Raw genomic sequence first — 22,463 nt, forward strand, 5'->3', positions numbered from 1 at the left:
GTTGTCGTGTTAGCTTTGGTTTAAATAAATTACTCATCCTATATTAAATCATATGAAATTAAAATTTTTGGTGCCCTTTGCGTTTGCGGCCTTACTGGGGTTTACTTCTTGTGATAACTCGAAAGACAATAATGGTTCCGCTAAGCTAAATATACATTTAACCGATGCTCCCGGCGATTATGCTGCTGTGAATGTAGATGTAGTTGGGGTGGAGATACATAATGAAAATCAGGATAATGGAACAGGTTGGCAAACCTTAAATATGGTAAACAGAGGCATTATAAATCTATTGAATTTATCTAATGGTAGAAATATGCTTTTAGCTAGTGCCGAACTACCAGCTGGTAAAATAGGTCAGATAAGGCTGAAATTAGGTAATAATAACACGCTTGTTTTAAGAAATGGCCAAACCGTAAATTTAAATACACCTAGCGGACAATCTTCGGGTTTGAAATTGCAGGTAAATCAGGAGCTAAAGCCAGATGTAACATATGAAATATTGTTAGATTTTGATGCGGCTAAATCTATTGTAAAACGCGGCAACAGTGGTCAGTATAACCTAAAACCAGTTATTCGCACCATAACTACGGCTGTTAAAGGTGGCATTAGGGGTAAAATAAATCCTGCGGCAGCCCGACCAGGCATTTTAGTTTTAACGGCTGCCAACGACACCATAGCTGGAGGATTTTCAGATGCAACTACCGGTGATTTTCTGTTAAAAGGAATAAGTGCGGGTACTTACACAGTAGAATTTAGCTCGGTTGCGCCCTACAAATTAAAAGATACCAGAACGGTGGTAGTTACCAATGAAGATATAACGGATGTAGGTATCGTAAACCTTAACTAAATAAAAAGTAAAGAGATAAAAAGAAAGGAGCTTGCTTAAGGCTCCTTTCTTTTTAGAGAACTATGCTGCTGTATTAAGTTTAATTTTTTAATTAAGACTGAGAGGTTAGGGCAAGCTCTAAATAATTTTATTGCAGATTTTGGGTTATTTATGTCGGGCACTAGATGATATAGTTAACTGGTTAAATTTGAATATTATAGGCAGTATTCTGGTATACATCTCCCCAATTATTTATGTGATATATTATTTTGTTTATTCAGGTTTTAGGATTGAAATGGAAAGGCAGGACATACATTTTAAAACATATGTATTACCTATTTTCGTAAGAGCCTAATAAGCAAAATTTATTACATGGTCCCTTTTAAACCCTCATCTGAGAAAACGCTCGCACATCAATTGCTAACCTTTGTTAAACTAACATCGGTACTTAAAGGAGAACAAGAAAAACTTCAGGTATTAAAAAGTAATCAGCCTAAAACCACGGCTTCAACCATTACGTGGGATGAGCTAAACCAAGCCTTAAGCCACGAAGCTGAAATAACCAAAACAGAACAACGAATTACTAAATTACATCACAAAACTGAGGAGTATGAAAAAGAACTGATTCAGTTTGTTCCTGTTTATTTATACAACAAGATCATTGAAGTTAATTTAGTGGATGAAAACAATCATAAACGCTATTGCTTTCAGCTGCAGGTTGTTTCGAGCCGTGAAGTTGTAGTTAAAGTAGTTACAGAATAGAGAATTCAACTTATTGATCTTTATCTGAATTGGTTAGGCTGCTTTTATAGATTATATCAATAACTTTTACCACTTCCTGGTTTCGCCCTAACTGTAACGTAACTAGATCATGTAAGCGTGCTCCTTGTATGGCACGTGCAATGGGTGCTATAAAGGCAATACGACCTGCTGCAACGGAGGCTTCATCTACACCAACAATCGTAAATTGTTTTTCGGAACCCGGCTTACCTCCGCTGATTGTTTTAAGCCTGACGATTGCTCCAAACCGTACTTCATCGGCAGGTTGCTTTTGTAAATCTACTACCTTGGCACTGGCAATACGGCTGGTAAGTGCACTTAGCTGGTTATTTATAATAGAAAGCTGCCGGGTTCGGTTTGCCTCATCTTCCCGATTTACCTCTATTCGGGTGCGTTCGGCTTCCAAAGCTGTAAGCTCCGCCCTTAAAAGTTCTAATCCTCGCGGTGTTACGTAATTAGGTGTTGCTGGAGGTAAGGCAGGCCGGGGTGGTATAATGGGTGGTTCCCCGGCATCATCTTCTTTTACAAAAGCTCGGCTCATAGTTATTTTTAACGCAAAAGGTAGATGCCTTGTTATTCGGTTCAGCAACAAATACATTAGCGTGACTTTGACTTTTTAAGAGAACTGATTTTAAAGGGATTGAACTTAATCAGCCATCAATTCCTTCATTTCTTCTGGGTTTACCTTTAAATATTATTCCCAAGCCATTTTCATATTCTACTTTTTACCTCGTACTTGCGTTAATATTAGGCAACCAATCTAAACTTAAACGGATTGGTGGTAAGCCTTTAAAGTTATGGAACCAAAAAGATTAAATAAATATATAAGCGATTCAGGTTTTTGTTCCCGTCGCGAAGCTGATAAACTAATTGAGCAAGGTCGGGTAACCGTGAATGGAAAATTGCCGGAACCCGGCACCCAAATAACAGATAAAGATAAAGTTAGGATAGACGACCAGACATTAACCGTCCGGCATGAGCCAACGGTTTTCCTGCTGTTTAATAAACCAATTGGCATTGCCACCACCACCAACCTTACGGTACGAAACAACATTATCCAGGCGCTAAACTATCCGGCTGCTTTGCTGCCTATTGGCTTTTTAGATCGGGAAGCGGAAGGACTAATGTTTCTGAGCAACGATACCGAGCTGGTGAACAGAATGACCAAAGGTGACAATAAATTTGAAAAAGAATACCTGGTAACGGTAGATAAATTTATTACTCCGGATTTCCTGACAAAAATAAGCGAAGGAAGCTTTCCAACAGCCGGAGCTAGCAGAGCGAAAAATTTCGTTAAAAAAGAAGGCACAAATCGTTTCCGGATTGTGCTGGAGCCTGGCACCAATCATCATTTAAAAAAATTAGTAGAAGATTCAGGTTATCGGGTTGTACACTTAAACCGGGTGCGGGTTGCAGATTTTACTCCGGGTAACCTGGCAATAGGTATGTGGCGGGTTATGACCGAAGCGGAAGTACAATCGCTAAAAAGCATTTTGTCGGGTAAAATCAAGACAGCAAGTACCGGAAAAGATGATTTTATTAATTATCAGGATGACGATCTTCTATCTTCTAAAGAGGCATCTTCGCGGCCTAAAGCTGCACCCGGCCGGGCAGCTCGTATTACTAGTAGCCGTGGAATAAATGCAAAGGCAGTACCTAATTTTAACCCTAAAAGTAAAGAGTTAAGAGGTGGCAGGAAGAAATCCAGCACCGGTGGTAGCCCTGGTTCTCGCGGCAATGCACCTAGTAAAGGCAGAGACCGGGGCAAAGGTCCTTCTAAAGGTAAGCGGTAGTTTTTATTTGTAATATTAGTAAAATACAATACTTAACTTTTGTTAAATAAAGGTTAATATATAGATAGCTTATTATATACTAACTGGTTATTTAAACAAGTAGATGTAAGAATTGAAATAGAAAACTCATTTTTGTTCTAGTTGATTTATTGCTTTAATTCTGGTTTCTTTGTACTGGAATGGAATTATATATTACCTCGTTAAATTCTGGTAGTAATGGCAACTGCTATTATGTAGGCAATAAGCAGGAAGCAGTATTAGTAGATGTTGGATTATCGTGCCGGGAAACTGAAAAGCGAATGGGTCGGCTAGGTTTAACCATGGAGAAGGTTAAAGCTATTTTTGTTTCCCACGAGCATTCCGATCATATAAGTGGCATACCTGTATTAGCTAAAAAATATAATTTACCGGTTTATATTACGCCAGATACCCGCCACAATATTAGGTTAACTTGGGAAGGTATTTCTATTTTTCCTTTTCAGGCGTATGAGCCAGTAAAAATCGGTGAGCTTTCTATAAATGGGTTTCCAAAATTTCATGATGCCGCCGACCCACATAGTTTTGTAATTAGTTATGAAGGAATAAACGTTGGCGTTTTTACCGATATAGGCTCTTCCTGCAAGCACCTGATCCGGCATTTTAGCCAATGCCACGCCGCCTTTTTAGAAACAAACTATGATGATGATTTATTGGAACAGGGTTACTATCCGCTTCACTTAAAGCGCCGGATTCGGGGCAATAAAGGCCATTTATCTAACAAACAGGCGCTGGATTTATTTCTGACGTATAAGCCGGATTTTATGAGCCACCTATTGTTAGCGCATTTATCCAAAGAAAACAATTGCCCTAAACTGGTAAAGGAATTATTTACTTTGCATGCTGCTAATACCGAAGTTGTAGTAGCTTCCCGGTATGCAGAAACGCCGGTTTATACCATTACTACTTCTGGGTATGCTGTAACTAGGCCTATTGTAGAGCCAGTAATAGTTAAAGCAAGTAAAAAGCCAAAAAGACCAAAGGTAGATCCGATGCAGTATTCTTTATTCTAATTGAAATAACTGTAAAAATTGGTGATCTTACTTCCTGTTATTTTTTAGCAGGAATGGTTTACTTCTTTGATTTACTGGTTTTAGTAAGTGTCCAGGCCCAATAAATCAATAAAAATTGAATAGGTAATCGCAGTAAACTTAGGATGAAACCTGGGTGCTGGGTACGGCCATAATCAATTGCCATTTGAATGTTTGCCGGAAATACAGCTAATAAAATGGCTATGGTTAACCAGGCACCCATGCGGCGGGTAGGTTCAAATAGCACACCTATACCCGCCAAAATTTCAGCAGCACCACTTAGATAAATAAGGAATAATGGTGCCGGCAAATAGGCCGGCATTATAGGTTTGTAAAAATCCGGATTAATAAAATGATTGACTCCTGCTCCTACGTACAAAATCCCCATCAGGTAAGGAGATATATTTTGTTTAGATAAAGGCAATTATCTATTTAAACAGCAAAGGTTATAAAGCTCGTACCAGTCCTGATTATCCAGATCAAGGTTAAAGGCATTAGCCGCATTTCGGAGCCGTTGCTCATTTTTGGTACCAATCAAAGGCAAAGCTCCTAATTTAATAAGCCAGGCCACCGCTAACGATTCAATATCACTATTATACTTCTGGCTGATTTCCTGTAATTTATTCCGCACCTTCGCTGCTAACTCATCCATGCCATCAGCAATTCTTCCGTCTGCTAATGGGCTGGACGCTAATGGCCGCATGTACCGTTGCTTAATGTAATCTACCTGGCCATTATCTAAAGCAGAGGTATTTAATAAGTTCAGCTCAATATGATTGGTTACAATGGGGATGTTTAAGTAAGAAGCTAGTAATTGGTGCTGGAAAACAGAAAAATTAGCTACGCCTATGTTTTTAACCTTGCCCGAGTCTTTTAGTTGCCGCAGCGTAATAGCTGTTTCTTCTAAGTTAGAGATGGGGTCCAGGTAGTTCAATAAAAAGATATCGATGTAGTCGGTTTTTAATTTACGTAATGAATTTTCGACACTCCGCAAAATGTGCTCTTTGGTAGTGTCGTAATGTTTTACCCGTACGTTTGGCTGACTTGGATGCGGAATACGCAGGCCACATTTTGTAAAAAGAACTAAATCTTCTCGCTTAAAAGCTTTTTGACTAATGATTTTGCCAAACAATTCTTCTGTCTGGTAATCTCCATATATATCTGCATGGTCAAAGGTATTTATTCCTAATTCTAAGCAAAGGCTTACAATTTTTTCCATGGTGGCTTCTGTATTATTTAATTCGTTATCCCACCTATGGAAACTGTAAATAGCAGGCGACACCTTTGGTCCGGAATCACTTAAATAGATTTTTTGCATAATAAATTTAGTCTTTACTTTTCAATGCTATAATGGCGAAAATGTGCGAATCAGGTAATCCATACGCAAAAAAAATTTTTGAGTAGGAGTACTTAATCTTTCCGTTAAAACGGAAGCCACCACTGGTAAAATTTTAGCTCTGTCTACATCACTTACTAAATAGCTGAACTAATCGCTTATAAATATTTTATAGAAAAACATAATTAGCCATTCTTTCATTAAAATTATAAAGTTGCGCTAAATACCAATTATAAGAATAGCTTCTCTTTATAGTTATTAAATAAAGATAAAAGCATCTTCCAATTGAGGTTAATTTCAATCAGAAAATGCTTTTACCTGTTTAGTTAAATTCAGCAGGTTATACCAACCTTTATAAGGGCCTTTTTAAATTATTAAGCACCAAGCGGGAAGTTAAGCATAAATGTAGTACCATCTGGTGTAATGCCATCTAAGCGAATCATACCACTCTGAGAAGCTGCAAGGGCTGTATCTAGCTCCGCCAGGCTATTTACTGGCCGACCATTTACGCGGGTTATTATAGTTCCTGTAGGAATGCCAGCCGATTGGAAAAAGCTTCCTCGCTGTAATTCGGTTATTACAACACCTGAATTTATCCGGTAACGTTGCTTGATATTATTGGGTACTGGTGCAAACGAAGCACCCAGCTTGGCATTTAAGCCCTTACCAGATTTATTAGTATCAGCCAAGGCACTATTTGCAGATTCCTCTCCTTTCAGGGTAACTGTAGTAGAAGCTGTTTTATTACCTCTCAAATAGGTTAATTCTACTTTATCGCCGGGGCGGTGGCGGGCTATTCTTTCTGAAAACTCTGCCGATGAGGTAACCTTTGCACCATTGATACTTTTTATAATATCGCCTGTTTTTAAACCGGCTGCTGCCGCTCCGCTACTAGCCAGTACGCCGGTTATGTAAACCCCATTAATGGAAGCCGGATCTATGCCTTGCTCACGTAGTAACTGATCTTCTACAGAAGGAGCCGGGAAAGTAACTCCTAAATAGCCTCGTTTTACTTCGCCATATTTTCTAAAATCGCTAACTATTTTTTTTACCAAATCTACCGGAATAGCAAAACCATAACCTGCATAACTTCCGGTTTGCGAGGCAATAGCGGCATTAATTCCGATTAACTGGCCAGCGGCATTCACCAAAGCTCCTCCACTATTACCGGGGTTAATGGCGGCATCTGTCTGAATAAAAGATTCGATAGCTGATCCGGCTGGTTGTTCGTCGCCGTAGCCTCTATCCCGTTGCTGATTTAAAATACCAATGCTGCGTCCTTTTGCACTTACAATGCCGGCCGTAACAGTAGAGTTAAGCGATAAGGGATAACCAACTGCTAAAACCCACTCCCCTACTTGTACATTATCAGAAGTTCCTAATTCTACTATAGGTAAATTCTGCCCTTCCACTTTAATTAATGCCAAATCGGTATTAGGGTCACGGCCTACCAGTTTAGCTTTAAAATTTCTTTTATCTGGTAGAATAACCTCCATTTCAGAGGCATTTTCAATTACGTGGTTATTAGTAACAATGTAGCCGTTTGGGGTAATCAGTACGCCTGAGCCTGAACCCATGGCCGTTCCGCGGGACCGGGGCGAACCAAACAAATCCTCGAAGGGATCACCGGAGCTAGCAGAAACATTCTGATAAGTAGTTTTAATGTGTACCACTGCCGGGCTTACCCGGCTCGCCGCCTGCACAAAGTCTATGTTTCCTGCCGAAGAATTAGCAGGTGGCGGATCATTTACAAACGATACTTGTCGATCTTGGGCGGTATAATAATAAGGACTGTTCCTGTTTTCAAAGTACTTGTAACCGGCAATTGCTAATATTGCTGATACCAAAGCAATGAATACTGCAAAACCTACTTTTTTCATAGAACTTATAGTTAAGTAATTTTCACCTTCAGAATAAATGCTTAAAAGCCTTATTTCTTGTACTCAGGCAAAATAAAATCAGACGTTTTATTTACAGTTTTATTTCTTTTATTAACCTTATTTTTTGCCTGCTAAAGTAATATAAATTGGTTTTATCAACAACAGGTGCCAACTTTTACAAGTTAATTGCTTTAGATTTTTAGGCAAATACATTGAAATATGCTTTGGTATTTAGGAGGTACGTATGGATTAAAGCCTTGTTGATGAATTTTACCAAATGCACAAACGGTAAAGAGGTTAATTTGTAAATTAGTTACAGGATTTAATATAATTTTAAAACAGTAACAAACTTAGCACGTACCTTGGGAAAAAATAACCTTTAGGAGCAATGGAAAATAATATTAAAAATGAGTTTTTAGCTTTTGTAACTGAACCTGATAATGTTCATAGAGCTTTTGAGGATCCTGCCAACTTTGGTTTACAAGCCTATAATAAATTAACAACCTCCCAGAAGCAATATTTATTATGTGCCGCTGGCATTGGGCTCTTTATTTATGGACTTGTTCTTGGAAAGAAAAAGTAAGATAGTAAAGAATAAACAGTCATAGATATAACGACTATGGCTGTTTATATAGGTAGCTTAGCTAAGGCCCAAGAATAATATTGCAGGTGTTTTCGTGAGTATGGTTTACCTTAACAATCATTTTCCGCTAATTCTATCTAATTATTTGTCTTTACTATAAGTTATTACTGATTTTACTTTTAACCTGGCCGCTTCTTGGTGCCCCTGGTTGGTACAGCTGCTAGGGGATCTTCGGGCCAGAAGTGTTTTGGGTAGCGACCACGAAGGTCTTTACGAACCTCAAAATAACCGGAAGTCCAGAAGCTTCGCAAATCGCGGGTAACTTGTACAGGTCTGGATGCCGGCGAAAGCAGATGTATTAGTAAAGGTACTTTTCCGCCTCCTATACGAGGGGTATCCAGCAGGCCAAATACTTCCTGTAAACGCACCGCCAAAACAGGAGCCTTACTATCCGAATAATCTAATGCAATGCGCGATCCGCTGGGTACCTCCAGGTAGGTTGGCGCTAACCGGTCCATTTCCTGCCGTTGTTCCCATGATAAATCTGCTAGTAATATTTCGTTCAGATCTAGTTTGGCAACCTGGTCCAGAGAACGTAAGCCTGCTAAATGTGGAACCAGCCATTCTGATAAAGAAGAAGTTAAGGTTTCATGTGAAACATCTGGCCAGCGTTCTGGCTCCAGGTTATGCAAAAAAGCCAAGCGTTGGCGGGTTCGATTTGCTTCCTCTGACCACGGTAAGCGGTCAACGCCTTTTTCCTGCAGTGCCTGCAACAAAGCTTGCGCTACCAGTTCCGGATCAGGTTTAGCAATATTGCCTTCTTCTAAAAGTAAAGCCCCCAAGCGGGTAATTTGTCGAGTTATAACGCGTTCGGTAGCAGTATCCCACCTTACTTCCTGAACTTTTTCTGTCTGACCGACAAAATGATTCAGTATCTCGTTTTTTGTTATGGGGGCTGCTAATAATACCCGTGGCTGATTGCCTAACTCCAGATGAGCTACCCCATAAAATTCAGCTTCGGAAAATAATTCTGTAGGCAAAGTAGCCCGTTGGCCTGAGATCAAACGAATCCGGCCATTTGTCTCCCGCTGAGCAATTCTTTCGGGAAAGGCCAGAGCAGTAAGTAAACCTGTGGCATCAACATTAATTGGTTTATCAGATTCTCTTAAGCGTTGCCTTAAAGCACGCGCTTGCTCCCGTACCCGGCGCAACGTAGCTTCATCTGTACTATAACCGGGGGTAAGTGGCCGTTTACCGGCTACCATTTCCAGCCGTAGGTGCAGGTCTGGTAAGGTTTTGGAGCGGTTAATTTCTATTGATTTTAAAATGTCACGTTCGGCAAGTAAGGCGGCCAGTGCGCAGGCAGTTGAACCTAAATTTAAGTCGTGGCCCCGTATTACCAAGTGTCCTAAACGGGGATGGAGCCCTAACGCAGCCAAAGCTTTGCCATGGGCTGTGGCATTACCAGATGCATCTATTGCTTCGAGCCGCTGGAGTAAATCTTTGGCCAAAGCTAAAGCTGCAGCGGGTGGATTATCGAGCCATTTAAGCGAATTAGCCTCTTTTACTCCCCAAATAGCCAACTCCAAAGCAAGACTGGTTAAGTCAGCTTCACAAATTTCCGGATCTTGCCGGGCCGGTAATTGTAACTGATCTGCCTGAGACCAGAGACGGTAGCATATTCCGGGACCCAAACGGCCAGCCCTACCCCGTCTTTGGTCGGCGGCGGCCTGGGAAACCGGAACGGTGGCTAAGGTAGTAAGGCCGGTGCGGGGAATATATTTAGGAACGCGCGCTAAACCACCATCAATTACTATTTTAACGCCTTCAATAGTTAAACTGGTTTCCGCAATACTGGTAGCTAATACTACTTTTCGTATTCCTTTTGGTGCCGGCTGAATAGCGGCATGCTGTTGGGTAAGTGTTAATTCGCCGTGAAGTAAATGTAAATTAGTATGCGGAAAAAGTTTGCCTTCCAGGCTTTGCGCAACTTTACGCATTTCACCTAGTCCGGGCAAAAAAACCAGCACATCCCCTTCTGATTCCTGCTCCAAAGCTTTTCGAATAGTTTTGGGTACCAGGTTGATTAATCGTTCTGCCGGAAATTTACCGGCTGCGGCCATGTCTGCAGGTGATAAGTAGATTGTTTCTATCGGGTACATCCGGCCTTCACTCCGGATTACCGGTGCTTCTAACCAGTTGCCAATAGCAGTAGCATCCAGAGTAGCACTCATCACCAGCAACCGTAAATCAGGCCTTAGTACCGCCTGGGCATCCAGCGCTAAAGCCAAGCCTAAATCAGCGTTCAGGCTTCGTTCGTGAAATTCATCAAAAATAATAGCCGCAATGCCTTCCAGGGCTGGGTCGTCTTGTAGCAGGCGGGTCAGAATACCTTCGGTTACTACTTCTACCTTGGTATTATTAGAAACTACATTCTCCAGCCGTACCCGGTAACCAATTGTCTGTCCAACGGCTTCCTCCATTAAGTCAGCCATTCGTTGGGCGGAGGCACGTGCGGCCAACCGCCTTGGTTCCAGTACTAATATTTTCCCATTATTACGCCAGGATGCATCAAGTAAGGCCAGGGGTATTAAGGTTGTTTTTCCGGCTCCGGGAGGAGCTTCCAATACAACACGCGTACTTGCTTCCAAGGCTTGTAATAACCGCGGCAGCGCCTCCTTTACGGGTAATGGGGGTAATTTTTGCAAAATATTAGTAGTGGCTGACATGTACCACAAAGTTCGGAATTGTTTCTGAAATTAGGTAGGGGTAAAATTTACAAGTATTTAGGTAAAGCTTACTTACATAAAATAGTAAACTTTAGCTATCTCCGAAAGTGCAGAAGTGTAGAATATAATACTTGTTGTAAGGGAAATACTTATTTATTTAGTTATAAAGGCACAAACGCCTACCCTGACAACTTCATAGAAGGGAAATAAGGGCGTTCGGGTAGAGGATCGGGATAAGGAATCAATTTAAATTCAATTAGTTAATTAACAGAAAGAGCTGAAAACGAAAGAATCACTTAAATTTAATAAGTGATCCTTTCGTTATATGATTTATGTTAAGAGCTGGGACTTTTATTAGCTTTTCTGCTGCAATTTGCTCGCGGCGGCTTCATCTACCAACCACAGTACTTCCCCATTTTTGGGTGCAATTAATTGCGATGGATATTGCTCCACATTTTTATTCCCTTCTAATACCTCATACAAGGCATTGGCTTTATTTTGGCCAAAAGTGAGAAACATGATTTTTTTCGCCTGATTGATAAGCGGAGCTGTAAGGGTGATGCGGTACATAGATTGCGGCTTTAAGTAATAAGCCTGTACCCATCTGGAATCTTCGTGTAATACTTGCGTGCCCGGAAATAATGAAGCTGTATGCCCATCATCACCCATGCCTAACAAAATCAAATCAAACTGAGGCGCTTGCTGATTAAAATGCTTTTGTAATAGTCTCTCGTATCGCAAAGCGAATTCCTCTGGCTCATCTTCTTGCCACATCGGGTAAATCTGATCTTTGGGTACTGGTACCTCGTTTAGGAACGTATCCATAGCCATTTTAGCATTGCTACGATCATCTGTTAGTGGTACCCACCGCTCGTCGCCCCAAAAAACAAATGTAAACTCCCAGGGCATGAGCTCCAGGTATGGCGACTGCATTAGTAATTTATACAGTTGTACTGGTGAGGAGCCACCCGTTAAAGCCACTGTAAAACGGCCATTTTTCTCTACGGCATCCCGGGCCGTTTGCAGAAATATATCTGCCGCGGCTGTACTTAGTTCCGATGTATCTTTGAAAACTTGTATCATAATTTAATGCCGGTTGTGCTCTTTATTTTTTTGTGGTAACGTAACAGCCCAGGTATGGCCTTCGCGAGCAATAAGGGCTTCGGCGTTTTCCGGTCCCCACATGCCGGCTGCATAGTTAGGAAATTCCAACGAAGGACGCGATTCCCAGGTTTCCAGAATAGGTGTAATTACTTCCCAGGCTACTTCCACCTGGTCAGAACGCATGAATAAAGTAGCATCCCCTTGCAAGGCATCCAGCAGTAAAGTTTCATAAGCTTCCGGCGATTGCGCATGCGTGGCATCAGCATTAAAATCAAACACCATTTCGGCTGGTGTTAAAGCCATTTCCAGCCCTGTTTTTTTGGCCGTAAAACGTAACCGGATATCCATTTCTGGCTGAATATTGATGGTTAGGCGGTTAGGCAAAATGTTCTCGGATAAAGCTGTTGGAAAGGTTAAATGTGGTACCGGCCGGAACTGGACGGTGATGGAAGAGTTTTTCTCCTGCATCCGTTTGCCAGTGCGCAAATAAAAAGGTACCCCTTGCCAGCGCCAGTTGTCCAGGTAAAATTTAACGGCAGCATAAGTTTCGGTGCTGGATTTTGGATCTACGCCGGTTTCTTCGCGGTAACCTGGCACTTCTTGGCCTTTCATCCAACCTGCTCCGTATTGGCCCCGCACCGCGTATTGGTTTACTTCCTCTCTCTTTAACCGACGGATAGCATGAAGCACATCTACCTTGCGGTTCCGGATTTCTTCGGCTTCGAAGGTAACCGGTGGTTCCATGGCCACCATGCATAATAGTTGCAGCAAGTGGTTCTGAATCATATCGCGCAAAGCACCAGAACCTTCGTAATAACCGCCCCTGTCTTCTACCCCAACCTGTTCGGCTACGGTTATTTGCACATAGTCAATATAATTACGGTTCCAGAGTGGCTCAAATAAGGCATTAGCAAACCGAAAAGCTAAAATATTTTGTACCGTTTCTTTTCCAAGGTAATGGTCGATGCGGTAAATCTGTGTTTCCTGAAAAGTATTGGTAAGTAATTTATTCAGGTCTTTGGCTGTTTCCAGGTCATGGCCAAATGGCTTCTCTACCACAATACGGTCGCAATCTGGATTGTCGGCAATGCCGGCTTTTTTCAGGTTGACCGTAACCGACTCAATAAACTGGGGGGCTATAGATAAATAAAACAAATGGTTTGCCCGTCTTCCCCAGCTCTCTTCTAGGGCTTTAATCTGCTCAGCTAACTGGGTGTAAGAGGCTGGGTTATTTATTTCGGAAGTTAGGTAATATAAGGAGTTTTGAAATACATCCCATTTATTTTCGGTAGGCTTGCCACTTCTGGAAAACTCCGTTAAGCCCTGGTATAAACGTTCCCGGTATTCCTGGTCATTAAGTTTAGTACGGCCTAAGCCAATAATGGCAAATTGCTCTGGTAACCAGTTGTCCAGGAAAAGGTTATAGAAGGCAGGAACCAGTTTCCTTTTGGTTAAATCTCCGGTTCCTCCGAAAATAACCACAATGGTAGGTGCTGCTTTTTTAGATGCTTTCATAATAATTGGAAATGGGAAAGGGCAATTTAACTGTTAACCAGTTTAAGTAAGTTTTGGCAGGAGAATAATCTATTTACTTTAAGAAATAGGTTATTCTCCTGCCAGACATTATTTACGTATTTAATTGCCGTATAAAAAATAAATCTAATCTACCACTGCGTATGGAATATTCCTTCCTGATCGATGCGCTCATAGGTATGGGCACCGAAATAGTCGCGTTGGGCCTGAATTAAGTTGGTTGGCAGGGTTTCGCTCCGGTAGCCATCAAAATAACTTAAAGAAGCCATGAAGCCCGGCATTGGAATACCTTTATCAATAGCTGTTTTTAATACAGTTCGCATATCTCCTAAACGGTTTAATAAATCACCGCCAATCTTAGGGTCTAAGAGCAGGTTAGGTAAGTCTGCGTTCTTTTCGTAGGCTTGCCGGAAATCTTCTAAACAAACTGCCCGGATAATACAGCCACCGCGCCAGATTTTAGCTACTTCCTGTAGTTCCAGGCCATAGTTATAAGCTTGTGAGGCCATCCGTAATTGGGCCATACCTTGGGCATAAGCCGTAATCATGGCAAAATAGAAGGCATTGCGTAACTGCTCAGCTAATTGTTGTTTATCAACGCTGGCAGCCTGTAAAGAATTATTAGGTAATAATTTAGCTGCTTCTACACGTTCTTCTTTGTATTTAGACATATCGCGCATCAGCACCGCCATGTCTATGGTTGGGATCGGAACCTGTAAATCCATGGCATTCTGGGAGGTCCATTTGCCAGTGCCTTTAGAGCGGGCCCGGTCCGAAATTACACTTACCAGGCGCTGACCTGTTACATCGTCTTTTTTAGCTAATATTTCGCCGGTAATTTCTACTAAGAAAGATTGTAATTCGGTTTGGTTCCAGCCTTGGAAGGTAGCTTCTAATTCATCATCGGAAAACCCAGCTCCTCTTTTTAGTAAGTCATAAGCTTCGGCTAAAAGTTGCATAATGCCATACTCAATGCCATTATGTACCATTTTTACATAATTACCAGCCGAACCGTTTCCTAAGTAACTCACGCATGGTTCGCCGTTTACTTTTGCGGCACACGCTTCAAAAATAGGGCGTAAACGTTCGTATGCTTCGCGGTTACCGCCCGGCATCATACTAGGGCCAAAACGTGCGCCTTTCTCACCACCCGAGATACCCATGCCAAAGAAATGAATACCGGCATCAGCTAAGGTTTTTACACGACGATCGGTGTCCGGGAAATAAGAGTTACCCCCATCAACTACAATATCACCGGGCTCCAGTAAAGGCAATAAACTGGCAATTACAGCATCTACGGGGTTACCCGCTGGCACCAGCAGCATTAACGCCCGCGGCTTACGCAACGAGGCTACAAATTCTTCGGCGGAGGTGGTGCCCTTTACCGGTTTACCAGCAGCAGCTTCTGTTTCCAAAGCAGCCGCTTTTTGTGGGTCCAGGTCAAGGCCAATAACAGCAAAGTCGTTGTCGGCCATGTTCAGGAGCAGATTTCTGCCCATTACGCCCAAACCAACCATTCCAAAATCAAATTGAGTCTCGTTCATAAACTAACCAATGGTATTTATTAATTTCTTCTCTAAATTCTTATACGTCTTAGACTTTTAAGCGCGGCAAACCTAGAAGATATATATTATATAAGCAAGATAAATTGGGCTGGAGTTTGGAAGGAATAATGGATGAGGCGTATTTTATAAATCAAAATTTTTCCAAACCACATAAAAATTTACGGCATGGGGTAATTTTGAGATCCGGTATCTCTTAATATAGAAGAAAATGGGGAGTATATATAATTTGTAAGTAAATAATATATAACCGGAATACTAAGTGCAGTTTCTCCGGTTTTAACTTCGCCTAACTATAGCTGTTTAATTAAAATTTACTTCTCCGGTAAAGCCGGCTACATTGGTTAACAGTTCCTCTATTAAGTTTTGCTCAGGTATTTCGTAAATAAGCTCTCCTTTTAGGAGAAACTTATTTGTATCCTGCAAAATATCATAAATAGGTGTATGAATATGTTTTGGAATTTTGAAGATCCGTTCGTCTTTTTTATCAAAGGGTGTAGGAACTTTTGAGTTAAATAAAAAAGGTATTAAAATTTTAGAACAGCTTAAAGCAATCCGGTCAATTTTATGGGTAGCGAAATAAGTTTGTAAGCGCTGGTTGATGTTTTCAAAAAATTCAGCGGTTTCGGCTAACCGCACCCGCGAACCAGCCCGCGATTTACCTTTTGTTTTTAAATATTTTACCTGGCTCTTTCCTTGCTTCATCCGGACCATATACGCCCGGAATACTTTATGATCCAGGTTGAGACCATTTTCAAAATAACCTATGGCACAACTTCCCGATTGAATGAGCAGGATGATATAATTTACCGATTGTGCGTCAAGATCGGGATGTTTAATAGGGTCGGGTAAGGTGATGGGTAACCGAAAATGTACCAGCTCCTTTTGATTACCATCCATAATGCTTAAGCGATGTTTCTCGTAGTCGTACGTCCAGGGAAAGGCAGAATATTTAATTTTTTGTACAAGGTGTAAGGAAGCTTCCCGGGATAAAAAGCGATTCATGATTTAAGCTAAGCTGGTTTATTCTAACCCCTGTACGAAACTAGACTGTATTAGGCAACGAATGAAATTACAATTAATCTGAAGGTTGTGTAATTAGGAGTATTTTACCTTTTAATAAATAAAATTTAATCCGAAAAAAGCGAAAAGAATCGAATAATAATAGAGGTATTTCCTGACCTACCTTTCCGGTTGTAATCAGTACTTCTTTTTTCCAGGGACCACATTAGTAAGTTTTCGAAAAAATAATTATCAAAGGTTATTTTTAGTTAATGTAGATCGTGTACAACAGCCAAGGCTTTTTCTATCTCTTCAGGAGTATTAATTATACCGGGTGTAAACCGGGCATAGCTGGTTTTGTACGGCGACGCAGTAGCTATTATTTTTTTATCCAGTAATGCCTGCACTACTTCTGGTGTTGTTTTTCCTTTTATTTCAAACGAAATAATACCTGCCGATAAATGATCTTGCAGCGGCGTATGTAATTTTACATGAGGCATAGCGGCTAAGCCTTCTTTGCAGTAGCGGTTAAGTTCGTGTACCCGGGCATATACCCGCTTCTTGCCAATAGTCTCCATAAATTCAAAAGCTTCTTTTAAAGCCCAACGGCACTCCAAGGAATGAAAACCACCGGGTGTCATTTCTTTGCCGCTATTTTTTTCCGGACGTTTTTGTTCTTCAATTACCATGTCCATTGTTTCGGTAAAGCTGGGTATTACCGGCGTTACTGCTTGCCAGGCTTCGCTGGTAGCAACCACAATACCGGTGCCTCGTGGTCCGTATAACCATTTATGACAACCCGAAATAAAGAAATCGCAGTTTAATTCCGGGAAAGTATCTGTTTCAATGCCAAAGCCATGTACGCCATCTACCAGGAAAATAATTTTGTTTCTTTCGTCGCGGTTCTGATTTATCTGAGCTATGGCTTTACCAATTTTGGCAATTGGGATTTTAAGACCAGTGCTGGAGTGCACCCAGGTTAAACCTACTACCCGTGTTTGCTCTTTTATTTCTCTTACTACCGATTCTACTATTTCCTCTTCGCTTACGTAAGTTAGGTCCTTATATAAATTTATTTTTCGGTAGCTGGCACCCGTACGTTTGGCTGCCCAATAAATAGATTCATGGTGCGAATAATGATCGTTAAAAGAAGTTAATATTTCCTGCCCGGGTTGTACGTTTAAGGCCGTATATAATAAACCTAGGCCCATTGTAGTACTATCAGTTATGGCAATATTATCCGGATTATCTGCTTGCAGATACCGTGCTGCCGCTCTCCGGACTTCCTGCATGTTTTCATTTTCATGGTCGAGGGTATAAATCACCGGATTTTCATCCAAAGCGCGTCGATGCTTCTCAATAGCCTGTCGCACTGGTTTGGGAATGGATGCTATAAACTGAGAAGCGCCCAAATGAAGATGGGTTGGGCTTAAATTAAACTGGTGTCTTACGCTTTCCCAATAATATTCTTTAGTAGGGGCATTATTATTGTTTACTCTCTCCTCTCTTACTGCCATACAAGTTATACTATTTTTAAAAGTTTTAGACTGCTTTAAATTTTATACTCTAATAATTCACTTCTTGATACTATGATTATTAATCAGGGAGATTAAAAACTTTTGAAATTTACGATAGAGCTGAAAGGCGGTTTATCTGATAAATACTGAAACTGAAAATTAAATACGGACAGCAGCAACTAAAAATTTTGAAATAAAGGCTGTAAATAAAAGTATAAAATAAGATTTTAGTTTCAGGGGTTAAAACAACTTGAATTAATATAAATTAGGTTGGGCAAAAAATTTTCTTAAGCTTTAGCTTACGTGTACTTTTAGCACAAACAGGTTTGGAAAAGCAGCCTATATACAACACCTCCCGTAGCTGCGCGTACTAATAGGCTAAATACTATAAGACATGATTGCTAACCTAGAAACAGACCGAGAAGATTTAGTAGCCATTCGGTTAACCGGAACTTTAGTTAAAGAAGATTATAACCAGCTGATACCGGTGCTTGAAAGCAAAATAAATCAATTTGGGAAAATTGATTTATACTGGGAAATGGATCACGCTGATGGGTGGGAGCCTGCAGCACTATGGGAAGATATCAAGTTTGATATAAAGCATATTAACAGTTTCCGGAAAGTAGCAATTGTAGGCGATAAAAAATGGGAAGAACTTATTGCTAACCTGATAAAGCCTTTTACTACGGCCGAAATAAGTTATTTTGATACATCTCAAAAAGAAGAAGCCTTTATTTGGGTAGGTTTAAAAGTTTAGTTTTTCCACAGCTATCGTTCGGTACGGAGGGGTCTGTTGCTACCGATATAGTTTTTTTTGTGCCAGAATAATTACCTGCTATCTATCCGGAAAATTATTAAATTGATACTACTAATAATCAACCTCGTAAAGTTTTTTAAGTTGGTTATACTTAACAAACTTTGGTATCAGGGGCATAAGCTGGTTGCGTAAGGTTATTAAAAGTTTATTTTGGAGTTGAGCTAATTGTCCTACCCGGTAAGAATTATTAATAATCCATTGCGTACGGTCTTTGCGGAGCCGTTCAAAATGTTTAGCAGCTTCGCTAAAGGTAGGTTGTGCTTGTATTTGTTTGGCCAATACCCACGCATCTTCAATAGCCTGACAAGCCCCCTGCCCCAGGTTAGGCGTGGTAGCATGACTGGCATCGCCAATAAGTACTATGTTCCCAAAAGCATACTGTGCCAGGTTAGGTAAATCGCAGATGTCGTTCCAGATGAGGGACGTGTGGTAGGAACTTTCCAGGATTTGCGGAATTGGCGCATGAAAATCATGAAATAATTTTAATAAGTCTGGTGCGGTATAATGTTTTAAAGCCGAATTATTTTCTTCGGCATTTACGCAGGCAAACCAATAAATCTTATTTTGCGGCAAGGGCGCTATACCAAAACGGCCCTTGGCACCCCACGTTTCTGTAGCTTGATTCAGGGATATTCCAGGGTTTTCGATTACTGCCCGCCAACAGGTATAGCCGGCATAGCGGGGGCGCACCCGGGGTAATAATTTCTGCCGGATTGGGGAATGAATGCCATCCGCTACAATTAAATTATCCACTACTTCTGTTGTGCCATCCTCGAAATAAACTTTTACCCCAGTGGTATCTTGAATAACATTTATAGCTTTTTTATTCTTGTATAAAGAACTTAAGTCCACATGTTGCAGTAACTGGTGGTGCAAATCGGCGCGATGGATAATAAAATTGTCCAGGCCATACTGCTTGCTAATTTCCAGGCTATTAGTAGTATCAAGAATTTTCCCGTGCTGGTTTAGGATGGTTAAAGCATTTAAGCTACGGCCCGCAGCAATTAGATCCTCCGCAATACCCAATTTGCGAAATACTTTCATGGCGTTTGCGGCCAATACAATACCGGCTCCTACTGGTTTTAACTCCGACGCCGCTTCGTAAATAACGGGTTCTATGCCTATTTGGCGCAGCGCAATGGCAGTAGAAAGTCCGGCAATGCCTGCTCCAATTATTCCTGTTTTCATGGCTTTACATGCTGTTTTGTAGGCACAAAAGTCAAACTAAAAAAGATTAATAAGATTAACCATTTTATGATATTATGTATCGTGCAAATCAGATGAATTGTCTGCAGGTACGAAACCTTAATTAATTATCTGGTTTTGGTACCCGGCTTTGAATTAGGAAGAAATAGTTATAGCTGTACCTATTAAATATTTATCTGCTTTGGTCTTTTCTGGTCCTGTTTTAATATACCTCTCTTGAATAATTTATTAGGTATCAGGAACCTTAAATGGTATATTTTATTCATCCAGAATTTGATAGCCTATAGGTTTGAAGGCATAATTATTAGACATTTCAGCAGAACAGGCCGTCATGCCTATCAATAAATCCATCTCGGCTTCCAGTATAATAAAATCGCCCGCTTTGCTCTTAGGAGGTAAAACTTTAATCTTACCGGTTGTGCCATCTACTGCTACGTTCATAAAAATATTAAAGCAGATCGGAATATCGTCGGGTTTAATTCCATGCTCTTTCAAGGCCTCACACAAATTACCAAAACAACCCCGGTGCGGTTGGGTATGTCCGTAAATAATCCGGAAGGTATCGGCGCTGCAAGGCGTCAGTAAGAAATCGTGGCGACCTACGGTGTCTTCTACTAAGCGGAACATAATATTGCTCCTATTAGAATAAAAAGCGTGGCCTTTAGTCAAAAATATAGTATCGGCATAGTCAATGGTACGCCCAGAAGATAAATATTCCTTTTTATTATGAAGGTTATAGCAAATGAAATCAGATACCTGTTCGCCTTCTATATCAAAAACCTGAAGCTTTTGCCCCTTACGCAGAATAAATGAATCGCCACTACGCGGCGGAATTAGAGTTAATTTTTGCATGGTTAAGGTTTAACGGGCATTGCCAACTGGTACCGTATTGCTTGCCGCTGTATTGGTACACTTCAGAAGCTTCGCCATAATTTTTAAGCATTGGATTTATAGAACCGGAAAGCGCAATGTCTCGTTTTCTTACAATATTTTGGATTTTATTATAATTTCCCATATCCCGCATTTGTTCAAATTGGGCATGGGGGTTAAATACCAAAGCAGGATAGTTAAATCTGCGGGCAAGCCGGCTGCTGTCAGGATGTAAACCAATAATAAAAAATGCTTCTTCTTTTAAACTAAAACTAAAGTTAGCGGAACTTGGGTCTGCGTCAACGCGTGAGTCATAATTGTATTGGCGGGCATCTAGGTTTGCCAACGCCTGTAAACGTTGCCATATTAATTCTTCAAACTGGCTTTCTGTAATTTTTTCGGGTTGTTTAAAGATAATAACTGCACTATGAAACAGCTCTTCTGTATGCCGGAAATAGTCTACAAACTGGTATAGGAAATCTAATATTTGTGTATCGTCTTTGGGGCAAGCCATGTGGTCTACTACTAAATACTTTACCTGCTGGCGTGTTATGGCAGCACGAGCTGCTACACACGGAAAATCTTTATTATTTAAAAAATCCTGATACAACTTTATAATATCTTCTGAATTCATCTTAAGGTAATCCAATTTTGGACGCTTTAAGATGAAGTACGGAGGTAATATATGTATCGTTGTTATAAATACGCAGTGGTTAATGCGGAGGGTCTTTAGTATAAAAATAAAAAACAGGTAAGAAATGTAGGTTAATTAAGTTGTACATTACTACCTGTCTTTTTAGTGCCTTCTGAGAAGGGATTCCATTTAATCCTCCTCGTAGAAATAAATTAAACTGCCAAAGTAAGCTTCGTCCCAGCCTGCTGTTATATCAGCAAAGGCTTCTGTCGGAATATTAGTGTGTTTTAATTCGGCAGAGGTTCCTTGTTTATGCGGATGCAGCTTAATGGTAACAATAGAAGGTTCCGGCTCATCGCCAAAATACCATTCCTGCACAATCTTTTTACCTTCTTCAAACTCCAGGTTTTTACCGGCAATGCTACCGCCAAACAGCTCAAACTCAGTGCCTGGTTCCGTACTCATAACCGCTTCTTCGCCCGACCAGGCCTGAATGGTGTTTGGATTTGTTAAGGCCTGGTAAACAATTTCCGGTTCGGCCGGTACGATATAGTATTTTTTATAATCAGGCATACATTTAAAGTTTTAAGTGCTGCTAATTACGTAAAATATCTGCTGGGTATCCTTAAATTCTGATAAAAAAGGTGCAGTTAGTTACTACACCTTTTAACTTAAGCCAGGTGACGTTTAGCCTGCAGCATATGCCGTTGGTTATGGGCAATTAAAAATTGGAAAACATCACCTAAGCGTAATTTGAGCCATTTAGCAATGGAAACGGGCACTTTAATTTTATTTAAATCTGCCGTACGGGCTTTTTTCAAATAGCCAATCAGTTCTTCCTGTTGCTGAATAAATTCGGCTATTACAGCATGGGCATCTAACGCTGGTGCCGGCGAGTAATCTTTAAAAGCTTTATATCTTTTTTGGTTTGTTGCCGGGTCCATCATCCGGGTAAAATAGCTGCCCAGCCAAGTGCTGGTAAAGGTATCCTGGTTTGGCTGGTTGGCCTGATGTATAAAGCCTTTTTTTATTTGAGGCAAATAATATTGGCCATAAGCATTCAGGTGTTGCAGGCATTGAGCAATGCTCCACCCGCCGTCTGTTGCGGGCTTAAGCAGCGTTGCTTCAGGGGCATTCTGGTAAACCCGGATGGCCTCTTGCAGGTGGCTCTCCACCTGGTTCTCCAGCCTATCGAGCAGGTGATATTTATTTACAGTATCCATT

The 22,463-nt window shown here is 40.8% G+C and carries 21 protein-coding genes; 6 read left to right on the forward strand and 15 right to left on the reverse strand.

The features are described from left to right. Positions 1 to 52 precede the first annotated feature (52 nt). Both ADHAQ_RS24865 and ADHAQ_RS0107430 read left to right on the forward strand, forming a co-directional pair. A complete protein-coding gene (locus ADHAQ_RS24865; protein ID WP_034256665.1) occupies positions 53 to 847 on the forward strand; it encodes a DUF4382 domain-containing protein in 795 nt (264 codons plus the stop codon). A 351-nt stretch (positions 848 to 1,198) separates the two neighbouring features. Then, positions 1,199 to 1,588, forward strand: coding sequence for a hypothetical protein (locus ADHAQ_RS0107430; protein WP_157433368.1), 390 nt, complete (start codon positions 1,199 to 1,201; stop codon positions 1,586 to 1,588). Between the two features lie 10 nt (positions 1,589 to 1,598). Here ADHAQ_RS0107430 and ADHAQ_RS0107435 read toward each other — a convergent pair whose 3' ends face one another. Continuing rightward, positions 1,599 to 2,147, reverse strand: a complete 549-nt coding sequence (locus ADHAQ_RS0107435) for a GreA/GreB family elongation factor (protein WP_026462399.1) — start codon at positions 2,145 to 2,147, stop codon at positions 1,599 to 1,601. Between the two features lie 256 nt (positions 2,148 to 2,403). Between ADHAQ_RS0107435 and ADHAQ_RS24870 the strand changes: the two genes are divergently transcribed. Together ADHAQ_RS24870 and ADHAQ_RS24875 are read left to right on the forward strand one after the other, a co-directional pair. Beyond that, complete coding sequence (locus tag ADHAQ_RS24870; protein ID WP_051359776.1) at positions 2,404 to 3,399, forward strand: pseudouridine synthase; 996 nt, start codon at positions 2,404 to 2,406, stop codon at positions 3,397 to 3,399. Positions 3,400 to 3,578: 179 nt separating this feature from the next. Beyond that, on the forward strand, positions 3,579 to 4,448 hold the full coding sequence (locus tag ADHAQ_RS24875; RefSeq protein ID WP_071781099.1) for an MBL fold metallo-hydrolase: 870 nt from the start codon (positions 3,579 to 3,581) through the stop codon (positions 4,446 to 4,448). A gap of 58 nt (positions 4,449 to 4,506) precedes the next feature. Here ADHAQ_RS24875 and ADHAQ_RS0107450 read toward each other — a convergent pair whose 3' ends face one another. The 3 genes from ADHAQ_RS0107450 to ADHAQ_RS0107460 all read right to left on the reverse strand — a co-directional run bounded on the left by ADHAQ_RS0107450 (position 4,507) and on the right by ADHAQ_RS0107460 (position 7,682). Continuing rightward, complete coding sequence (locus ADHAQ_RS0107450; RefSeq protein WP_026462400.1) at positions 4,507 to 4,890, reverse strand: DoxX family protein; 384 nt, start codon at positions 4,888 to 4,890, stop codon at positions 4,507 to 4,509. Continuing rightward, positions 4,891 to 5,784, reverse strand: coding sequence for an aldo/keto reductase (locus ADHAQ_RS0107455; protein WP_026462401.1), 894 nt, complete (start codon positions 5,782 to 5,784; stop codon positions 4,891 to 4,893). Between the two features lie 392 nt (positions 5,785 to 6,176). Next, complete coding sequence (locus tag ADHAQ_RS0107460) at positions 6,177 to 7,682, reverse strand: trypsin-like peptidase domain-containing protein (protein WP_026462402.1); 1,506 nt, start codon at positions 7,680 to 7,682, stop codon at positions 6,177 to 6,179. A 388-nt stretch (positions 7,683 to 8,070) separates the two neighbouring features. Here ADHAQ_RS0107460 and ADHAQ_RS24880 point away from each other — a divergent pair, with 388 nt between their 5' ends. Continuing rightward, positions 8,071 to 8,265, forward strand: a complete 195-nt coding sequence (locus tag ADHAQ_RS24880; protein ID WP_034256666.1) for a hypothetical protein — start codon at positions 8,071 to 8,073, stop codon at positions 8,263 to 8,265. Positions 8,266 to 8,444: 179 nt separating this feature from the next. Here the strand turns inward: ADHAQ_RS24880 and hrpB are convergent, their stop codons facing one another. From hrpB to ADHAQ_RS24885, 6 genes are all read right to left on the reverse strand, one after another. Next, positions 8,445 to 10,994: an ATP-dependent helicase HrpB gene (hrpB, locus tag ADHAQ_RS0107470; RefSeq protein WP_051359777.1), complete on the reverse strand. Its 2,550-nt coding sequence runs from the start codon at positions 10,992 to 10,994 to the stop codon at positions 8,445 to 8,447. A gap of 354 nt (positions 10,995 to 11,348) precedes the next feature. Next, positions 11,349 to 12,077 (reverse strand): 6-phosphogluconolactonase, encoded by a 729-nt coding sequence (pgl, locus tag ADHAQ_RS0107475; protein WP_026462404.1) that lies wholly within the window; start codon positions 12,075 to 12,077, stop codon positions 11,349 to 11,351. A 3-nt stretch (positions 12,078 to 12,080) separates the two neighbouring features. Further along, positions 12,081 to 13,613, reverse strand: a complete 1,533-nt coding sequence (gene zwf / locus ADHAQ_RS0107480; protein ID WP_026462405.1) for a glucose-6-phosphate dehydrogenase — start codon at positions 13,611 to 13,613, stop codon at positions 12,081 to 12,083. Between the two features lie 149 nt (positions 13,614 to 13,762). Then, on the reverse strand, positions 13,763 to 15,175 hold the full coding sequence (gene gndA, locus ADHAQ_RS0107485) for an NADP-dependent phosphogluconate dehydrogenase (RefSeq protein WP_026462406.1): 1,413 nt from the start codon (positions 15,173 to 15,175) through the stop codon (positions 13,763 to 13,765). A 321-nt stretch (positions 15,176 to 15,496) separates the two neighbouring features. Next, positions 15,497 to 16,198, reverse strand: coding sequence for a hypothetical protein (locus tag ADHAQ_RS0107490; protein WP_026462407.1), 702 nt, complete (start codon positions 16,196 to 16,198; stop codon positions 15,497 to 15,499). Positions 16,199 to 16,464: 266 nt separating this feature from the next. Continuing rightward, positions 16,465 to 17,712 (reverse strand): aminotransferase class V-fold PLP-dependent enzyme, encoded by a 1,248-nt coding sequence (locus ADHAQ_RS24885; RefSeq protein WP_051359778.1) that lies wholly within the window; start codon positions 17,710 to 17,712, stop codon positions 16,465 to 16,467. Between the two features lie 394 nt (positions 17,713 to 18,106). On the opposite strand from ADHAQ_RS24885, the gene ADHAQ_RS0107500 reads away from it, so the two are divergent. Next, on the forward strand, positions 18,107 to 18,469 hold the full coding sequence (locus tag ADHAQ_RS0107500) for a SpoIIAA family protein (protein ID WP_026462408.1): 363 nt from the start codon (positions 18,107 to 18,109) through the stop codon (positions 18,467 to 18,469). A gap of 111 nt (positions 18,470 to 18,580) precedes the next feature. On the opposite strand, the gene ADHAQ_RS0107505 is transcribed toward ADHAQ_RS0107500, so the two are convergent. The 5 genes from ADHAQ_RS0107505 to ADHAQ_RS0107525 form a co-directional block, all read right to left on the reverse strand. Further along, complete coding sequence (locus ADHAQ_RS0107505) at positions 18,581 to 19,717, reverse strand: FAD-dependent monooxygenase (RefSeq protein ID WP_026462409.1); 1,137 nt, start codon at positions 19,715 to 19,717, stop codon at positions 18,581 to 18,583. A gap of 276 nt (positions 19,718 to 19,993) precedes the next feature. Next, positions 19,994 to 20,587 carry a DUF1989 domain-containing protein gene (locus ADHAQ_RS0107510; protein ID WP_026462410.1) on the reverse strand — a complete coding sequence of 198 codons (594 nt, stop codon included), beginning with the start codon at positions 20,585 to 20,587 and terminating at the stop codon, positions 19,994 to 19,996. After that, complete coding sequence (gntA, locus tag ADHAQ_RS0107515; RefSeq protein ID WP_051359779.1) at positions 20,556 to 21,239, reverse strand: guanitoxin biosynthesis heme-dependent pre-guanitoxin N-hydroxylase GntA; 684 nt, start codon at positions 21,237 to 21,239, stop codon at positions 20,556 to 20,558. Before gntA ends, ADHAQ_RS0107510 begins: the two co-directional genes overlap by 32 nt. Positions 21,240 to 21,428: 189 nt before the next feature. Beyond that, a complete protein-coding gene (locus ADHAQ_RS0107520) occupies positions 21,429 to 21,812 on the reverse strand; it encodes an SRPBCC domain-containing protein (protein ID WP_026462412.1) in 384 nt (127 codons plus the stop codon). 98 nt (positions 21,813 to 21,910) lie between these two features. Then, positions 21,911 to 22,462: a DinB family protein gene (locus ADHAQ_RS0107525; RefSeq protein WP_026462413.1), complete on the reverse strand. Its 552-nt coding sequence runs from the start codon at positions 22,460 to 22,462 to the stop codon at positions 21,911 to 21,913. Between the last annotated feature and the right edge of the window lies 1 nt (position 22,463).

The sequence above is a fragment of the Adhaeribacter aquaticus DSM 16391 genome, assembly GCF_000473365.1.
Lineage (GTDB): Bacteria > Bacteroidota > Bacteroidia > Cytophagales > Hymenobacteraceae > Adhaeribacter > Adhaeribacter aquaticus.